The 15,937-nt window shown below is 40.1% G+C and carries 13 protein-coding genes, 3 tRNA genes and 1 rRNA gene; 11 read left to right on the top strand and 6 right to left on the bottom strand.

What is annotated here, in order from left to right; genetic code table 11:
- Nucleotides 1–79: 79 nt before the first annotated feature.
- A 5S ribosomal RNA gene (gene rrf / locus L655_RS0116685) occupies nt 80–194 on the top strand.
- A 177-nt stretch (nt 195–371) separates the two neighbouring features.
- On the opposite strand, the gene L655_RS0116680 is transcribed toward rrf, so the two are convergent.
- From L655_RS0116680 to uvrD, 3 genes are all read right to left on the bottom strand, one after another.
- Nucleotides 372–1,220 carry a hypothetical protein gene (locus L655_RS0116680; RefSeq protein WP_024605635.1) on the bottom strand — a complete coding sequence of 283 codons (849 nt, stop codon included), beginning with the start codon at nt 1,218–1,220 and terminating at the stop codon, nt 372–374.
- 102 nt (nt 1,221–1,322) lie between these two features.
- Nucleotides 1,323–3,392, bottom strand: a complete 2,070-nt coding sequence (locus tag L655_RS0116675) for a GNAT family N-acetyltransferase (RefSeq protein WP_024605634.1) — start codon at nt 3,390–3,392, stop codon at nt 1,323–1,325.
- A complete protein-coding gene (uvrD, locus tag L655_RS0116670) occupies nt 3,370–5,535 on the bottom strand; it encodes a DNA helicase II (RefSeq protein WP_024605633.1) in 2,166 nt (721 codons plus the stop codon). The genes L655_RS0116675 and uvrD overlap by 23 nt, the downstream gene beginning before the upstream one ends.
- Before the next feature lie 303 nt (nt 5,536–5,838).
- Here uvrD and L655_RS0116665 point away from each other — a divergent pair, with 303 nt between their 5' ends.
- The 3 genes from L655_RS0116665 (at nt 5,839) to L655_RS0116655 (ending at nt 7,277) form a co-directional block, all read left to right on the top strand.
- Nucleotides 5,839–6,063 (top strand): hypothetical protein, encoded by a 225-nt coding sequence (locus L655_RS0116665; RefSeq protein WP_002963009.1) that lies wholly within the window; start codon nt 5,839–5,841, stop codon nt 6,061–6,063.
- 116 nt (nt 6,064–6,179) lie between these two features.
- Nucleotides 6,180–6,548: a YacL family protein gene (locus L655_RS0116660; RefSeq protein ID WP_024592461.1), complete on the top strand. Its 369-nt coding sequence runs from the start codon at nt 6,180–6,182 to the stop codon at nt 6,546–6,548.
- Nucleotides 6,549–6,653: 105 nt separating this feature from the next.
- Entirely contained in the window at nt 6,654–7,277 is a 624-nt protein-coding gene (locus L655_RS0116655; protein WP_024605632.1) for a dUTP diphosphatase, read from the top strand.
- A gap of 15 nt (nt 7,278–7,292) precedes the next feature.
- On the opposite strand, the gene yrfG is transcribed toward L655_RS0116655, so the two are convergent.
- Nucleotides 7,293–7,940 (bottom strand): GMP/IMP nucleotidase, encoded by a 648-nt coding sequence (gene yrfG, locus L655_RS0116650; protein WP_024605631.1) that lies wholly within the window; start codon nt 7,938–7,940, stop codon nt 7,293–7,295.
- Nucleotides 7,941–8,001: 61 nt separating this feature from the next.
- Here yrfG and nudE point away from each other — a divergent pair, with 61 nt between their 5' ends.
- From nudE to L655_RS0116615, 7 genes are all read left to right on the top strand, one after another.
- The gene (gene nudE / locus L655_RS0116645) at nt 8,002–8,574 is read left to right on the top strand and encodes an ADP compounds hydrolase NudE (protein ID WP_007586548.1); all 573 of its coding nucleotides are present in this window, start codon (nt 8,002–8,004) and stop codon (nt 8,572–8,574) included.
- Nucleotides 8,567–9,370 carry a 3'(2'),5'-bisphosphate nucleotidase CysQ gene (gene cysQ / locus L655_RS0116640; RefSeq protein ID WP_024605630.1) on the top strand — a complete coding sequence of 268 codons (804 nt, stop codon included), beginning with the start codon at nt 8,567–8,569 and terminating at the stop codon, nt 9,368–9,370. The genes nudE and cysQ overlap by 8 nt, the downstream gene beginning before the upstream one ends.
- Nucleotides 9,371–9,506: 136 nt before the next feature.
- Nucleotides 9,507–9,583 (top strand) — tRNA-Met (locus L655_RS0116635).
- 80 nt (nt 9,584–9,663) lie between these two features.
- Nucleotides 9,664–9,740 (top strand) — tRNA-Met (locus tag L655_RS0116630).
- Nucleotides 9,741–9,883: 143 nt separating this feature from the next.
- Nucleotides 9,884–9,960: transfer RNA gene (locus L655_RS0116625), tRNA-Met, on the top strand.
- 383 nt (nt 9,961–10,343) lie between these two features.
- The gene (locus L655_RS0116620; protein WP_002957915.1) at nt 10,344–10,958 is read left to right on the top strand and encodes a trimeric intracellular cation channel family protein; all 615 of its coding nucleotides are present in this window, start codon (nt 10,344–10,346) and stop codon (nt 10,956–10,958) included.
- Nucleotides 10,959–10,992: 34 nt separating this feature from the next.
- A complete protein-coding gene (locus L655_RS0116615; RefSeq protein WP_002957914.1) occupies nt 10,993–12,504 on the top strand; it encodes a YifB family Mg chelatase-like AAA ATPase in 1,512 nt (503 codons plus the stop codon).
- Here the strand turns inward: L655_RS0116615 and L655_RS0116610 are convergent.
- Both L655_RS0116610 and L655_RS0116605 read right to left on the bottom strand, forming a co-directional pair.
- Nucleotides 12,501–13,205 (bottom strand): response regulator transcription factor, encoded by a 705-nt coding sequence (locus L655_RS0116610; protein ID WP_024605629.1) that lies wholly within the window; start codon nt 13,203–13,205, stop codon nt 12,501–12,503. The genes L655_RS0116615 and L655_RS0116610 overlap by 4 nt on opposite strands.
- Before the next feature lie 216 nt (nt 13,206–13,421).
- Complete coding sequence (locus L655_RS0116605; protein WP_024605628.1) at nt 13,422–15,917, bottom strand: prolyl oligopeptidase family serine peptidase; 2,496 nt, start codon at nt 15,915–15,917, stop codon at nt 13,422–13,424.
- Between the last annotated feature and the right edge of the window lie 20 nt (nt 15,918–15,937).

The following is a 15,937-nucleotide window of genomic DNA, read 5'->3' as shown; positions in this document are numbered from 1 at the left end:
TAGCGTTAAAGTTGAGGCACCTTGCGCAAAGAAAATGGTAGCACTACGTGCTTGTCATTGATTCTTTGCACCTAATTTGCTTGGTGACAATAGCGTTTTGGACCCACCTGACTCCATGCCGAACTCAGTAGTGAAACGAAACAGCGCCGATGATAGTGTAGCATTTGCTATGTGAAAGTAGGACATTACCAGGCTTCAAATTGTAGAAAGCCCGGATCTAACGATTCGGGCTTTTTTACGTCTGCAAAAAAGTGAAATATGAGTAACTAACATTACGCACTCGATTTCTCTCCAATTTATCTAAATGTACAAGTCGAACTGAATAGTTCATTACTTCAGTACTAAAGTTTATAACCAAATCTAAAGACTATTTAAAATAGTCCGTAAGCTTGAGTTTCTTCACTTTCAGATTCTTCTAGTTGTGTTGGTTTAAATATTACGCTTGGATCAATTAATACACTGTGCTTTTGTGAAAGCTTGATTAATCCTCGCATCATATTTTTAGTTTGTGGGTCTAGATCAAAACCAACCTCAGTGAGCTTATCTAGTGGTTTAATGTCTTCTTTTTTATAGTCGATATTATCTTCGACTTTATCTACCAATAACCCTACGTGTGGGTTTAAGCCGTCTTTAGTGGTAAAAACAATAATAGGTTTATAGTCTAAGGTTATTTGCTCTTTAGCTGATTCGAATAAACGCTCTAACTGAATTAGGTTACTACGCTTAATTTTTTCGAGCAGAGCTGATACTTGTTTATAATCGCTTTGATTATGAGCTGATATAGCTTCTTTTACCGTTTCTAGCAATGATTGGAAAGGTTCGTTAAGTCGAGACATTGTTAGTTTTAAGTCTTCATTATCGGTGTTGAACTCTTTGTAAAACCGAACAAAATCTTGTAGTTCTGCATCATTATTTGAAATAGAAGCCGAGCTATTTAGCAAGTTACTTTGAAGGGTATTGAACCAGTTTAATAGTTTTTCTTGCCATGTTCTTAGTTGTTTTAGTACATGCGCATTACTTTGTTCGGTTGAGATATTATTTAAAATAATACCTAAATCAAACACAGGCGTTGGTATATCCATATAATCTTTAACACCAATAAAGCTTTTATTATTGTTGGGTAAAGTTGTTAGATTATTGTCAAAGCGCTCTGTTAATAAAATATCGAGTATTTTAAGTGAAATTGTTTTACAGCCCACTTTAAAGTTTATTAATTCCATGCCTTTATCTTAATTTACCTATTAATACTTTAAGGATAGAACAAATTAAATAAATAGCTTAAAGATGGATAAGATTTAATAGAGATAGGTAACTAGGAGTTATTAGATGGCACTAGTGAGGTTTTTTATGGCACGTTTAAATTGATTCTCAAGCTGCTTTTTTCCTAATAAACCTAAGTGTTGAATCACTTTTTCATTACATTCATTTTGCAGCACTAACTTTATTAAAAGTTGTTTATCAGACTCTGTTAATTGAGACATACAAGAAGGAGACTGATTCACTACCTGCCAGAGAGTCGCAGAGATATTAAATTGAGTGAAGTTACTGTTTACGAGCAAGGCTAATCGTTCGCGAGTCTCGGGGCTTACTAACTCATCGCTAAATCCTTCAATTAAAATACTTACAAGTTGCCAATCTAGTGTTTTAAAATGTGTTAAAAGAGCATAAAAAAAATCGTTTTTAAACTGCTTTTTTAGAGGTTGGATAATTGCATCTTTGTTGCTTAAGCATTTAACCACAAGCACTGAATGTTCAGCTGTGCTTTTATCGCGTTGATAACCCAGTTTTACGGTATCAAACCCTTGTTTTTGCCAAAAGTTAAGTAGCTGCGCTGTTGCGCCAAAGCTTGCACCAAACCAACTACATTGGCTTTTTACTTGCGACTCGCAATAGCTAAGTAGCTTTTTACCAAAACCCATATTGTGAGAACTCGGATCAATCGCTATTCGTACAACGCGAGCGCTCAACTGTGTTAAGTAGTCATTACTAAAACTAAGTTGTGAGAGGGTTTGAGCCATTAAATGACCCTGTGGGCGGCGCTCTCCGCTTATAACCTGTAGGGCAAGTTCTTCACTTAAACCACCTTCTATTGCGATTAAACATACACCAACTAATTGATTGTTAATTTTGCTGATGAATATTCGTTGCGATGGTGCGTCTAGTAGTTGGCGTAAATCGTTTACACTACTTTGATAGTGAGCCAATGCAAGCAGGGCAATAACTTGTTGCAGTAAAGGCTCATTGTTTACAAGGGATTGCTGAGTTATTTCGCTATGAACTGGCTGCTCTAATTGCTCACTACTTAACTCTTTATATTGTGCACCGAGTGCAAGCAAGGTGCGAATGTGCTTCTCGAGGGGATCGTGTTTAGCAAAACGCAGTGGCTCATCAAGCGTTACAACTTTAGAGGCTTTATAGTGCGCTTTTATATAGTTACTAAAGCGAATGGTATAACCCCTACCATTGCCCTCATACCCAACCAGTGTACTTGCAAAGACTATACGAGGGTAATGAGCTAGCATTTTTAGCAATAACGGTACAGGGATCGCGGCAGCTTCATCAATGAGTAATAAATCGCACTCAGGTAATGCATTTAATAACGCGTCAGGTGCAACGTAGTGCAAGTTGGCGAGCTGTTTATGTTCAGCGTTGTATTGCAGGTCTAACTCGTTGGCTAAATGTTTAAAGCTACTATGGGTCGCTTTAAACTGAGTGCTGCAAATAATTACTTTTTTATCAGCTAATTTTGCGGCTGCTAAGCCAAGTGCTGCCGACTTGCCTCTACCTCTATCAGCATTAATGAGTAAAGGCCTGTTGGCACGACCATTAGCTACTTTTACTATTTGTTCAACGCAGTTTTGCTGTGGTACATAATCAATTTTATTATGCGTAACAGAGCTGACGAGATTACTAATACAGCCATTTTTTTCACTAAAATGAAAAGCGGGTAATTGCTTAATAATAGCCGCGAAACGTTGATTAAATAAACTGTAGTCAATACTCTGACCGTGTGATTGCACTGTACTTAATGAGGGGTCTTGCCAAGAGGCTAAATCATTTAATTCGGGCAGTAATAAAAACAGTATACCGCCTGCTTTAACGGTGCCGGTAAGTGCTGCAAGTTTATCAGGGTGTAAACCACTAAAACCATCGTAAACAGCATGAGCAAATTCTTGCCCTAAAATTTGGTGAGTGCGAGTAGGCCAGTACGAATTTTTAATCGCGCACTGCTTTGATACAACAAGTGTATTGTTTTCATCTATTAATGAGTTAAGTAGTTCATAACACCAAGCAGGGCTGCCCGTAATCAACACTAGCTGACGATGATACGCGCCAGCTAGTTGTTGTTCTAACTCATTTAGGTGAGCTTTATACAGCTTGTAATCGTGCATAGGCCGTTACTAACCATTTACTGCCAAGGTCGTCAAAGTTAACTTGTACGCGAGATTGCGCGCCACTGCCTTCGTAATTAAGTACGGTACCAACACCAAACTTAGCATGCAAAACTCGTTGCCCTAAGTTAAAGCCACTGTCTTCAAATGCGGCATGGCTAACTGATGCGCTAAAACGCCCGGCGGCAGGCGGGCGAGAAACCTGTGTTTTAATACGAATTTCTTCAACGCAGTCCTCAGGTATTTCGCGTAAAAAGCGTGATGGGCTATGGTATTTTTCTTGCCCGTATAAACGGCGACTCTCAGCATGGCTAATGTATAACTTATCCATTGCTCGTGTCATGCCTACATAACAAAGGCGGCGCTCTTCTTCCAAACGACCAGACTCTTCGTTACTTTGCTGAGAAGGGAACATGCCTTCTTCTACGCCCACCATAAACACTAACGGAAACTCTAAGCCTTTAGCTGAGTGAAGTGTCATCATTTGAACGGCGTCTTCGTGCTCTTCTGCTTGTCCTTCACCTGACTCAAGTGATGTATGTGCTAAAAAGCCTTGTAAAGGCGAGCTGTATTCTTCGTCTTCAGGAAGTTCGTACTGGTCACATGCGCTAATTAGCTCTTCTAAGTTTTCTACGCGAGCACGGCCTTTTTCACCTTTTTCAGCTTGGTACATTGCCATCAAGCCTGAGGTTTGAATTGTGTACTTGGCTTGCTCATGCAAAGTTAGATCGCTAATTTTATCTTCTATTTGTTCGACTAGTTCTACAAACTTACTTACGGCACCAGAAGCACGACCAGATAAATGCTGTTGTTCTACAATTGCTTTTGCGGCATACCAAAGCGGTAACGATTCTGCTCGTGCACAATCTCGTATATGGCTCAGTGTTTTATCACCAATACCGCGTGCTGGCGTATTAATTACACGCTCAAACGCGGCATCGTCTTGACGATTACCTACTAGGCGTAAATACGAAAGCGCATCTTTAATTTCTTGTCGTTCGAAGAATCGCATACCACCATAAATACGGTATTTTAAGCCTTCTTGCAGCATGGCCTCCTCAAGTACACGAGATTGCGCGTTACTACGGTATAAAATTGCGGCATCTTGTAGGGCATTACCTGCATTTAACCAGCTTCGTAGTTTGCTACTTACAAAGCGTGCTTCGTCTAACTCATTAAATGCTGCATAAATAGAGATTGGCTCGCCATCGTTACCGTCGGTCCACAAGCTTTTACCCATACGTTCTGAGTTATTTTGAATTAATGCGTTGGACGCTTTCAAAATAGTCGCGGTTGAACGGTAGTTTTGTTCAAGACGAATGGTTTCAGCGCTAAAGTCAGTTAAAAAACGTTTAATGTTTTCGATTTTAGCACCACGCCAACCATAAATGCTTTGGTCATCGTCGCCTACAATCATAATGCTGTTAGTATCGCCAGCAAGTAACTTTAACCAAGCATATTGAATGGTATTTGTATCTTGGAACTCGTCTACGAGCATATGTGCAAAGCGTTGCTGATAATGACGCAGTAACGTAGGGTTATTTTTTAACACTTCGTAGCTGCGTAGTAATATTTCAGCAAAATCAACTAGGCCCGCTCTATCACAGGCCTCTTGATAGGCGGCATAAACACGCAGCATCATTTGCTCGTTAATATCGTAGGCTTGAATATCTTTAGGGCGAAGTGCTTCATCTTTTTTAGCGCTAATGTACCAGCCAAATTGTTTAGCAGGCCATTTTTTATCATCGATATTCATCGATTTTAATAAACGTTTGATCATACGTAGCTGATCGTCTGAGTCTAAGATTTGAAATGCTTCGGGTAATTTTGCTTCACGGTGGTGCGCGCGTAAAATACGGTGCGATAAACCATGGAAAGTACCAATCCACATACCACCAACCGGCGCTTTTAGCGTCTCTTCAACGCGAGTACGCATTTCTTTAGCTGCTTTATTAGTAAAGGTAACCGCAAAAATACTATACGCTGAGGCTTGCTCAACTTGCATTAGCCAAGCAATACGATGAACTAACACTCGTGTTTTACCAGACCCAGCACCTGCTAATACCAGCATGTTTTGTAGTGGGGCTGCAACGGCATCGCGTTGTTTGTCATTTAAGCCATCGAGTAATTGTGAAACGTCCATCGTTACGCCTTTTTAATCAATATTGTGGCCAGTATAACAGGTGTTTTTGTTAGGCTAAATAAAATACTGTTTTTATAAACAGCTATTTATAAAATAGTGTTCAAAACGAGTAACTTGCTAATTAATTGAGCGAATAGAAAAGTGCAAACACATAACAAAAATTGCTAATTTGACCTAAAGTTAGCAATTTTTACTAACTCTCTAAATCTAGACTAATTTAACTATTTGATTTGTAAGCTTTAATAAATTGGCATAGAGTGTGTAAGTAAATAATTATAAAATCAAATAAATACAGAGGTTAGTATGGCAGATCAAGGTTCTGGCGGTAACGTAATCGCAGCATTATGTAATATATTTTTTCCTGGTTTAGGGCAGTTAGTGCAAGGGCGTATTTTAGCGGCTATATTTTTTGCACTCGCTATTATAATAAGTTACGCACTAATTTATGTGCTTGTAGGCTTTGTACTTGTGCCTATTATTTACTTATGGTCGATTATTGACGCAGCGCGTTATAGATCGCGAAGTTAACGGTTTTCAAGTTGAGTAAAATAGCGCCCATGTGGCGCTATTTTACTTTATATGTCCTGTGGTTTACGGGCGTTTACGTATATAATTACGCAATTAAAGATTTACAGGCAAACCCTATGGAATATCAATTTATTCGCGACCCTATTAGTGGGCTACGTATTAAAATAAGCAGTGAACACGCTATTATTGGTCGCTGGCTAAACGAAGAAATAGGCAAAGACAAAGTAGCCATGGTGCAAGCGCTTATTGCATCGGTGAGTTCAAGCTATGAGCCGCTAACGCTAAAAGGCCAAGAAATAGATTTAATATTAACGAAAGACGAAGCATTATTTGAAGCCCATGCGCTTCATCAAGACAGCGAAGACCTAATAGCGTATCAAGATGACGATTTAGCGCTTGAAGAAAATGGTTTAAGTAGTGGTTGTGGCTTTGAAGATTTCATTGATTTAATTGATTCATGGCATGAGTTTACGACGTCACGATAAACATAACTAGCACACTAATAAAAATATACAGCAATGCACAATCAGCATTTTATCTGTATTATTACACCAACGAACATTACGCCAATCAAAACGACAGGAACTGATATGTCTGCCAATTTAAACAAGCTAGTAGTGATGCTAGAAATGCAAAACGCCATGAATACTAAAGTACATGAGCAATGGTTTACTCAAGGGTTTGAATGGTACCGCGCTATTTGGGTTGAGTGTGCTGAAATGTTGGATCATCATGGTTGGAAATGGTGGAAAAAACAAACACCAGATACTGAACAAGTTATTTTAGAGTTGGTTGATATTTTTCATTTTGGTCTATCGCTTAGAATTGACGGTGAAATTAGCTACGAAGACTTAGCAAAGCAACTTGAAACTGAGCTTAGCAATGCTCAACAAGCTGATGACTTTAAACAAACACTAGAGATATTGGCGGCGTCTGCTGTTGCTGATAAAACGTTTAATGCAGGTGCCTTTGCCGGCTGTATGGCGCAAATAGGTATGAATATTGACGATTTATACCGAGGTTATGTGGGTAAAAACACCTTAAACTTCTTCCGTCAAGATCATGGCTATAAAGATGGCAGTTACATAAAAGTGTGGGGCGGCCAAGAAGATAACGAGCATTTAGTAGACGTTGTTAAAAGCCTTGATACCGAACATGCAGATTTTGCAAAATTAGTATATCAAGGGCTAGAAGCGCGTTACCCAAAAATTTAAGTCACGTAAGTTGAGTTAGATAATCTTACGATAGTCGGTAACACTTAGGTAATCGGCTATTTCGTTATGTGGTTGTTGGCTATCTGGGTTAGCAACTGCAAGTAAGTGCTCGATGCCGTATTCTCGTGCGGCATTTAATACCGGCACACTGTCATCTACAAACAAAGTACGCTGCTTATTAAACCCTAAGTCTTTTTGTACTTGGTGCCACAAACTTTGTTGCTCTTTACTTACTCCATATTCATGAGTAGACACTACGCCATCTAGGTAGTTATCAATCGCTGTATGCTCAAATTTAAGCATGACACTCTCAGGGTGGGCGTTGGTAAGTAAAATTAACTCTTTGCCTGCTTTTTTAAGCTCAGTTAAAAAATGAGGTACGTCTTCGCGCATTTTAATTAAATGCTGAGACTCTCGTTTAAACTCCATTATAGGCAAGCTTAATTGCTGCTCCCAATAATCTAAACAATACCACTGTATTTGACCGCTCACAGCTTGATAGCGTTTTAAAATATCTGCTTTAGCTGCATCTAGGCTAATGCCCCTTGCTAATGCGTGTTGCGCAGGAATAACGTTAAGCCAAAAATGACTGTCGTAATGTAAATCGAGTAATGTTCCATCCATGTCGAGCAAAACGGTATCGATTTTTGACCAATTTAACATAGGAATTTCAACTTATAAGGTTTATTATTGAACTAACTGCCATGATAGCAAATTAACGCCAATGACACAGAAAAAGCACCCAACACCACCACAAATCCTCAGTAACAATGTTGTCGCTAAAAGCCGCCTGTTTACTGTGGAGTCTTTAGAGTTAAAGTTTTCTAATAACGAAGAGCGCCAGTATGAGCGAATTCGCGGCGGTGGCCGGGGAGCAGTGATGATTGTTCCGTTAAGTGCAGACAACGAATTACTACTTGTACGTGAATACTGTGCGGGCACAAACGATTACCAGTTAGGTTTTCCTAAAGGCTTAATCGATCCGGGCGAAACGCCAGAGCAAGCTGCTAACAGAGAGCTTAAAGAAGAAATTGGCTTTGGTGCTGAGTATTTTAAACCATTAAGAACAGTAACAATGGCGCCGAGTTACTTTAATGCCACTATGCATATTTTATTTGCTAAGCAATTATACCCACAAACCCTTATTGGCGACGAACCAGAGCCGCTTGTTGTTGTTAAGTGGCCATTAACTCAGTGGCAGTCATTATTAGACCAAGAAGATTTTACCGAAGCACGCAGTGTTGCAGCTTTGCTATTATTAGATAAGTATTTAGCGTCTGGAGCTGCCGATGAATAAATTAATCGAACCGTGCATTGAATTAGCTGAGCGTGCTGGCGATGCAATTATGGCCATTTATAAAAAAGGCGATATTGGCCAACAAGAGAAATCAGATAATACGCCTGTTACCAAAGCTGATTTAGCAGCAAATGACGTACTGGTTGCTGGATTAAAAGCACTTGCGCCCGATATCCCAATTATGTCGGAAGAAACACCTATACCTGCACTCGTCGACAGACAGGACTGGCAGCGTTATTGGTTGCTCGATCCGATGGATGGTACTGGCGAATTTATTTTAGAAAGTGGCGACTTTGCAGTAAACATTGCATTGATTGAAAATAATCATCCTGTGCTTGGCGTTATTCATTGGCCTGCAAAAGGCGTGACTTATTTTGCTACAGCTAAAAATGGTGCCTTTAAACGTGAAAACTCAATTGATAAGCAAATATCTGTAGCGCCGCCAGAGAGCTTGACGCTTGCAGTGAGCCGCCGCCAAAAAATAGAAGCGGTGAGTCAGTATTTAAATAGTCAGTTTACAACGATTGCTATTGGTTCGTGTTCTTTAAAAGCCTGTACTGTTGCAGAGGGCAAAGCAGATTGTTTTTTAAGAATTGGTCCAACGGGAGAGTGGGATACAGGTGCTTCACAAGTTATTGTTGAAGAAGCCGGTGGTTGTATTACCGATGCAGAATTTAATCCGCTAACGTACAACCAACGAGAGAGTACTGAGAACCCTGACTTTATAGTAATGGGACATCCCGACTGGGAATGGCAAAAAATGATTAATCCGCATCAAAGATTGAGCGCAGAGTAGTAATTTGATTGCTTTTTGTTCGGTTGAACAACTTTAATTAGTTTAGGTCTTGCATTAAATGTTTATTCCTATATAGTAGCGCTCTCTTCAAGGCAGGCACGTAAATATTACGAAAATGCTTTAAAGAAATTACAGGCGCGGGATGGAGCAGTCTGGTAGCTCGTCGGGCTCATAACCCGAAGGTCGTCGGTTCAAATCCGGCTCCCGCAACCAATTTCCTTAGGGATTGAGGTTACTGTAAACTCTAACTTAAGAGATAAAATAAAGTAGTCGATAGACTTAAAATATACAGGCGCGGGATGGAGCAGTCTGGTAGCTCGTCGGGCTCATAACCCGAAGGTCGTCGGTTCAAATCCGGCTCCCGCAACCAATTCTTTTATAAAGATTTAGTGCAATAGGTAGTTTTAAAAGGTCGTCGGTTCACTCTTCACCTTCACAGCTCCAGCAATAAATTTTTTAATTGGAAGCCAAGTTGTAATGTAAGCAACTTTAAACAAGTCTACAAATTTCAGGCGCGGGATGGAGCAGTCTGGTAGCTCGTCGGGCTCATAACCCGAAGGTCGTCGGTTCAAATCCGGCTCCCGCAACCACTGAAATAAATAAGAATGAAACGGCACGCTTAAAGCGTGTTTTTTTATGTCTAAAATTTAGTGTGTATATTGTGGCTCATAACCCGAAGGCCGTCGGTTCACCTTTTATAAGTTCAGGCTCCCGCAACCACTGAGATAAATAAGAATGAAACGGCACGCTTAAAGCGTGTTTTTTATGTCTAAAATTTGGTGAGTGTGGTGATTTAGCTTATAGGTTAAAGATCATCTTCACTGCATGAGGCATTCACTTCTCATAAGCGCAAGCTCCCGCCCCCTGAGATACACTTTAAAATGTTATAAACTTCTTAAAATAAATCGTTATTACTTAAAACCTTGTTTGGTTTGTGTTAAAACGACACAAATATTTTTAGGTTGTTACAAATATGACTGAACTTTACCACTGGTTTGATTTAATAGGCATTGCGGTGTTTGCTGTATCAGGCACTTTGCTAGCGTACGAGAAAAAAATGGATGGCTTTGGGGTCGTAGTTTTAGCGACAGTAACTGCTATTGGTGGTGGTACAGTGCGAGATCTAATTTTAGATGTTCCTGTGTTTTGGTTACACGATCAAAGTTACTTTTTTGCCATACTCGCTTCAGTATTTGTTACAACACGCCTTATAAATAAACAAAAGCCGATACCTCATTATATTTTACAAACAGCGGATGCGTTCGGGTTAGCTTTTTTTGCAGTAATGGGGGCGCAAAAAGCACAGCTTGTTGGTATGCCCGATATGACTGCGGTAATTATGGCTGTAATTACAGGCTGCTTTGGTGGACTAATTCGAGATGTGCTTGCACGCGAGATCCCTATGCTATTAAAGGGTGAGCTTTACGCTATTACCTGTATAGCGGGTGGTACTGTTTATACGCTTGGCATTAGTTTTTCGTTAGCAACCGAAATGGCGATGGTATTAGGCATGTTAATGACCTTATTACTTCGTTTAGCCGCTATAAAATGGCAAATCACATTACACGTTTTTAAATATCCTGACTAAACTGGTGTAATCACACCATTTACTAGGATAAGGAATGTCGTTAGCTCGTATATTTTCTCGTGCTCAAGTGGGCATAAATGCCCCTGAAGTTATTGTAGAAGTTCACCTAGGAAATGGTTTACCTGCTTTTCATATTGTAGGTCTGCCCGAAGCGTCTGTTAAAGAGTCGAAAGACAGGGTGCGTAGCGCACTCGAAAACTCACAATTTGGTTTTCCCGATCAACGAATAACCGTAAATTTAGCCCCAGCCGACTTACCAAAAGATGGTGGGCGGTTTGATCTGGCTATTGCGGTGGGTATTTTAGTCGCCTCTGGGCAAATAGTGTGTCCTGATATTCATAAGTACGAGTTTTATGGTGAGCTTGCTCTTAATGGTGAGGTGCGTGGTGTAAACGCTATTTTACCTTCGGTACTTGCTGCAAAAGAGCAAGATCGTTGCTGCTTTTTACCTCTTGCAAACGACAGCCTAGCAAGCTTAGTTAATGGCGTTAAACGCAAAGCCGTAAGCTCTATTCAAGAAGTATGGGGCGACCTACTTAATCAACAACCCTTGCCATTAAATATAGAGTACCCCGACTGCACTCAAGCCCCTGATTTTTTACTCGATTTAAGCGATGTGAAAGGTCAGCCTGGTGCCAAGCGAGTACTCGAAATTGCTGCAGCTGGCGGGCATAATTTACTATTTTTAGGCCCTCCTGGTACTGGTAAATCAATGCTGGCCCAGCGAATGGCTACTATAATGCCCACTATGTCGGACGATGAAGCTATTTCAACAGCTGCGCTTTACTCTATTATTGGGCAATCTATAGATTTAACTAATTGGCGACAGCGACCATTTCGTAATCCGCATCATACGTGCTCAGCGGTTGCTTTGGTGGGGGGCTCTTCAAATCCCAAGCCTGGTGAAATTTCGCTGGCACATAACGGTGTGCTTTTCTTAGATGAGTTACCGGAATTCGAGCGTAAGGTGCTTGATTCACTGCGTGAACCAATGGAGACCGGTACGGTTACTATTTCACGTGCAGCTAGGCAAATGGAGTTCCCAGCGCAGTTTCAGCTTATTACAGCATTAAACCCAAGCCCAACGGGGAGCCATACTGATAAGCGGGCAACTCCCGATCAAGTTATGCGTTATTTATCACGCGTGTCGGGGCCTTTTATTGACCGTATTGATTTGCAAATAGAACTACCTCGTTTAACGAGTGTTGAGCTACAAAGTACCAAACCAGAGGAAACCAGTGCTGAGGTTAGAGCAAGAGTTGAGGCTGCTTATTATGTACAGCTAAAACGCCAAGGTAAGGTTAATGCGAGACTTAATAATAAAGAAATGAGTGTGCACTGTGAACTTGCGCCTGCAGAGTTGCAATTTTTAGCTAGAGCAAGCGAGAAGTTGTCTTTATCGCCACGCTCTTACCATAGAGTAATTAAGGTGGCGCGGACTATTAGTGATTTAAAAGGCGCTGAAAACATTAGTTTAAATGAGCTTAAAGAAGCACTTAATTACCGCGCATTTGAGCGCCTTATTGCGCAATTAACTAAGTATTAAATAGAAAGCATATAGCCTTTACCGCGTACGGTAACGATGCGTTTTTGATCTTTTTCGTCATTTAATTTTTTACGTAAACGACCAATAAGCACATCAACAGTACGATCGTTTGGGCTCCAATCGGGCTGGCCTATTTCTTCTGATATTTTTTCACGGGATGTGGCTTTACCTGCATTACTAATTAAGCAAATAAGCACTTTATGTTCGGCTTCAGTTAAGCGTGACTCAACGCCCGCAGCAGTAATTAATGTGCGGTTATCGGGATGAAGCTTAAAGTCAGCATATTCTATAAACTCTTCGCTTTCGTCGTCTTCTAGGTTAACGGCAACACGCTTATAGAGCGCGCGCATGCGAAGCTCTAACTCAAGTAAATCGACGGGCTTACAAATATAGTCATCAGCACCTTGTGCAAGGCCTGCAATACGATCGGCTTGGGAGTCACGACTCGATAATACAATAACGCCAATATCGGTCAGTGTGTTTAATTCTTTTGCGAGCTGAAGCCCGTCGCGCTTTGGTAAGACAATGTCAATTATGGCTAATGATATAGCACCGCGCAGGTTTACCCGCTGCCTTACAATATTAAGTGCATCAGCGCCAGTGGGGTCTACCTCTATTGTAAATTCGGTATCTGCAAAGTGATTTTTGATGCGTTTAACGAGTAGTTCATCGTCTTCAACCAATAAAACATTAATAGCCATAGTACTTTATTTTGAATGCTTATAGCTCTGTATGGTAGCACCAATAGGTAAATGCTGAGAAGGGGGTTTATTAGTTTTAAGTAACTTAATATTTCAAAGGTGTATAAGACGTTATTAGAGGATTAGGTTAGCACCTTTAGACTAATTAAAAGGTGCTAAATAATTAATTCTACTATTAATAAATCTGTATTAAGTTGTTATTTTAAAGGTTCAGGCTCAGTCATTTTTATACATCGAGTCCCACCATTGAGGCTCGTTTTTTAGCTTTTTATCAAAGTATGCGAGCATGGTGTTCCACCAATCAAATCGTTTATCGCGTGCAAAAATTTGATGGTCGGCGCCTTTGTATTCGATTAACTCTACGTCCTTATTAAGCAGTTTAAGCGCAGTGTACATTGTTAAGCTTTCGCCAACAGGTACATTGGTATCGCTATCACCATGAAGAAGTAGCATAGGTGTTGTTACTTTGTCGGCATGAAATACAGGGCTATGTTGGCTGTAAAGCTCAGGGTTATTCCACGGGAAGCTATTTTTTGATGCTTCGCCAGAATATAAGTAGCCCCACCAACCTTCACCCCAATACGAGGTAATATTAGAAATACCCGCATGAGCTATTGAAGCACTAAATATATCGGTTTTAGTTGCTAATAACATGGTCATGAAGCCACCGTACGATGCCCCTAAGTTACCTACTTTTTTACTATCAACATAGTTGTATTTATTTAAAAAGGCTTGCGTGCCTTCGATAATATCGTCTGCGGTGTAGTCGCCCCAGGCATTAACATGCTGCGCTGAAAAATTTTGTCCAAACCCTGTTGCGCCAGTAGGTTGCACTACATAAACAACATAGCCATTTTCTGCCCATAAGTTAAACGGGTAACGACCTGTAAAACCACGCGTAACTGGTGAAGTACCGCCGTAGTAATACACGAGCGCTGGGTGCTTTTTAGTTTTATCTAAATTGCTTGGAATGTAAACACGGCCCGTTATCTCAACCCCATGTTTATTTTTAAAATTAAACTCTTCTAATGTAGGGAGTCGTATATTTGCATAGCTACTTGGTTTTGAATCCCATATTAAATCTGTTTTATTTTTACTTACGTTCAGGCGCTTTAGTTGTTGTGGTGCTAAAGCGTTAGTGCCACTTAATAAAATTTCGGTATTACGGTCGTGTGAGTAACTAAATTGTTCAACAATATCCAATCCCGTATTTAACTTTTTAAAGCGCTGTTTACTTAAATCAAATAGGTAAAGTGGTTGAGTGTCTTGCTCTGTTACTTTAATGAGCGCATCGCCGTTTTCTAAAACGTGCAGTTGGCCAATAGCGGGGTCGAACTGTTTACTAAGTGCTTTTACGTTTTTACCGCCTTCAGTAAGTAGATAAAGTTGTCCGTCGTAGTTATTGGCAAGCATTGCTTTTGGTAGAGCTCTGCCTGCGCCATTTTTAAAGTCAGGGCCTGCAACTACATAAATGTCTTTATTTGCATATTTAGCTAAATTAAACGTTTTAAATTTACCAAGCGATGAAAACTTATTTGATTTTAAATCGAGTTCAACTAACTCTGTTTCTGGGTGAGTTGATGCCTGCATTGCCATTACAGGGCGGCTCATTAATACTTTGCCACGGTTACTATTTGAATCTTCAAGGTTGTAAGAAAGAGGACCTTGGCTAAGTGCTTTTGTTAAACCACTTTTAGTATCAAGCATATAAATTTGGCTGATGGAACGTGCATACGACCAGCGATCTTGCAGACCTTTATAGTGCTTGGTTAAGCTGTTAGTGCTCTCAGGTGATTTAGACCAGCTAAACAAAAGACTGGTGTCGTTATAAAAGGTAAAGCCATTAGCTCCTTCTAAATCGTTTGCTAATGTTTTTATTGAGAAGTTTTTACGGTTAAGTTGTTTAAGCTCACCATTTAACAAATACACTAAATATTGGTTATCTGGACTCCAAATAATGTTACTTGGTTGGCCTGCTTCAAAGCGATAAAGCGTTTGATTGTCTGAATCTTTAAGTACAGTAACTGTATTTGCTTGATTTTGTGTTTTATCGCTATAAGTGCGAGTGGTAGTAACATACTGCTTGGCATTAGGTGCGAGTGATAATTGGCTAATTGTAGGAGCATCAAACAGTTGTTTTGCAGATAAACGTTTTATGTGTGAAGTGCTAAGCGTAATTTTATCAACCTCGCTTTTAGGTGCAAAATCAAGCGTTACATCGTGCCAATTAGCTACTTGCTGGGCTACTATTAAAACAGTGTGAGTACTATTATTTAAAGCTAACTTATAGCTATTTTTATCACCTGTTTGTAGTTCGCCATTAATAAATAACTGACCTTGCTCAATCCCTTTTAAGGTAAGCGTACCTTGTGTAAAGCGGGTTGTTTCAATATTAAATTTTAGTGCCTGTAACCCACCTAAAGTGAGCGCATTGATTTTATTAAACGGCTGCCAGCTTTGTTTTTTCCCAAATACAGAAAAACTATCTGAGTCTGCTTGTAGCTGCGGCAATAGGTTATTAATAATGGCATTGCCATGAGGTGTTTGAAAAGGCTTTAACTGCATGTCTTCGGCAAGTGGGCCGATAAACTGAATTTTTGATTTATCCAATGGTGCAGCTATTGCAGCAAAGCTTAAGCTGCTAAGCGTTAAAAGAGCTGCTGCGTACTTAAATAGCTTATTTTGATGACACCATGGTGCGCTAAATTTCATTATTATGCCTATTATTATTG

It is taken from the genome of Pseudoalteromonas sp. TAE79, assembly GCF_000498015.1.
Taxonomy (GTDB): Bacteria; Pseudomonadota; Gammaproteobacteria; order Enterobacterales; family Alteromonadaceae; genus Pseudoalteromonas.
The sequence above is the reverse complement of the archived record's forward strand: the minus strand, read 5'-3'. Positions and strand labels throughout refer to the sequence as shown.

What these genes read in the sequence shown, in the direction of transcription:
- L655_RS0116660 (WP_024592461.1), top strand. Translation starts at nt 6,180, where the DNA reads ATGGAATATCAATTTATTCGCGACCCTATTAGTGGGCTACGTATTAAA.
- L655_RS0116615 (WP_002957914.1), top strand. Translation starts at nt 10,993, where the DNA reads ATGTCGTTAGCTCGTATATTTTCTCGTGCTCAAGTGGGCATAAATGCC.
- cysQ (WP_024605630.1), top strand. Translation starts at nt 8,567, where the DNA reads ATGAATAAATTAATCGAACCGTGCATTGAATTAGCTGAGCGTGCTGGC.
- yrfG (WP_024605631.1), bottom strand. Translation starts at nt 7,940, where the DNA reads ATGTTAAATTGGTCAAAAATCGATACCGTTTTGCTCGACATGGATGGA.
- L655_RS0116610 (WP_024605629.1), bottom strand. Translation starts at nt 13,205, where the DNA reads ATGGCTATTAATGTTTTATTGGTTGAAGACGATGAACTACTCGTTAAA.
- L655_RS0116675 (WP_024605634.1), bottom strand. Translation starts at nt 3,392, where the DNA reads ATGCACGATTACAAGCTGTATAAAGCTCACCTAAATGAGTTAGAACAA.
- L655_RS0116620 (WP_002957915.1), top strand. Translation starts at nt 10,344, where the DNA reads ATGACTGAACTTTACCACTGGTTTGATTTAATAGGCATTGCGGTGTTT.
- uvrD (WP_024605633.1), bottom strand. Translation starts at nt 5,535, where the DNA reads ATGGACGTTTCACAATTACTCGATGGCTTAAATGACAAACAACGCGAT.
- nudE (WP_007586548.1), top strand. Translation starts at nt 8,002, where the DNA reads ATGACACAGAAAAAGCACCCAACACCACCACAAATCCTCAGTAACAAT.
- L655_RS0116605 (WP_024605628.1), bottom strand. Translation starts at nt 15,917, where the DNA reads ATGAAATTTAGCGCACCATGGTGTCATCAAAATAAGCTATTTAAGTAC.
- L655_RS0116665 (WP_002963009.1), top strand. Translation starts at nt 5,839, where the DNA reads ATGGCAGATCAAGGTTCTGGCGGTAACGTAATCGCAGCATTATGTAAT.
- L655_RS0116655 (WP_024605632.1), top strand. Translation starts at nt 6,654, where the DNA reads ATGTCTGCCAATTTAAACAAGCTAGTAGTGATGCTAGAAATGCAAAAC.
- L655_RS0116680 (WP_024605635.1), bottom strand. Translation starts at nt 1,220, where the DNA reads ATGGAATTAATAAACTTTAAAGTGGGCTGTAAAACAATTTCACTTAAA.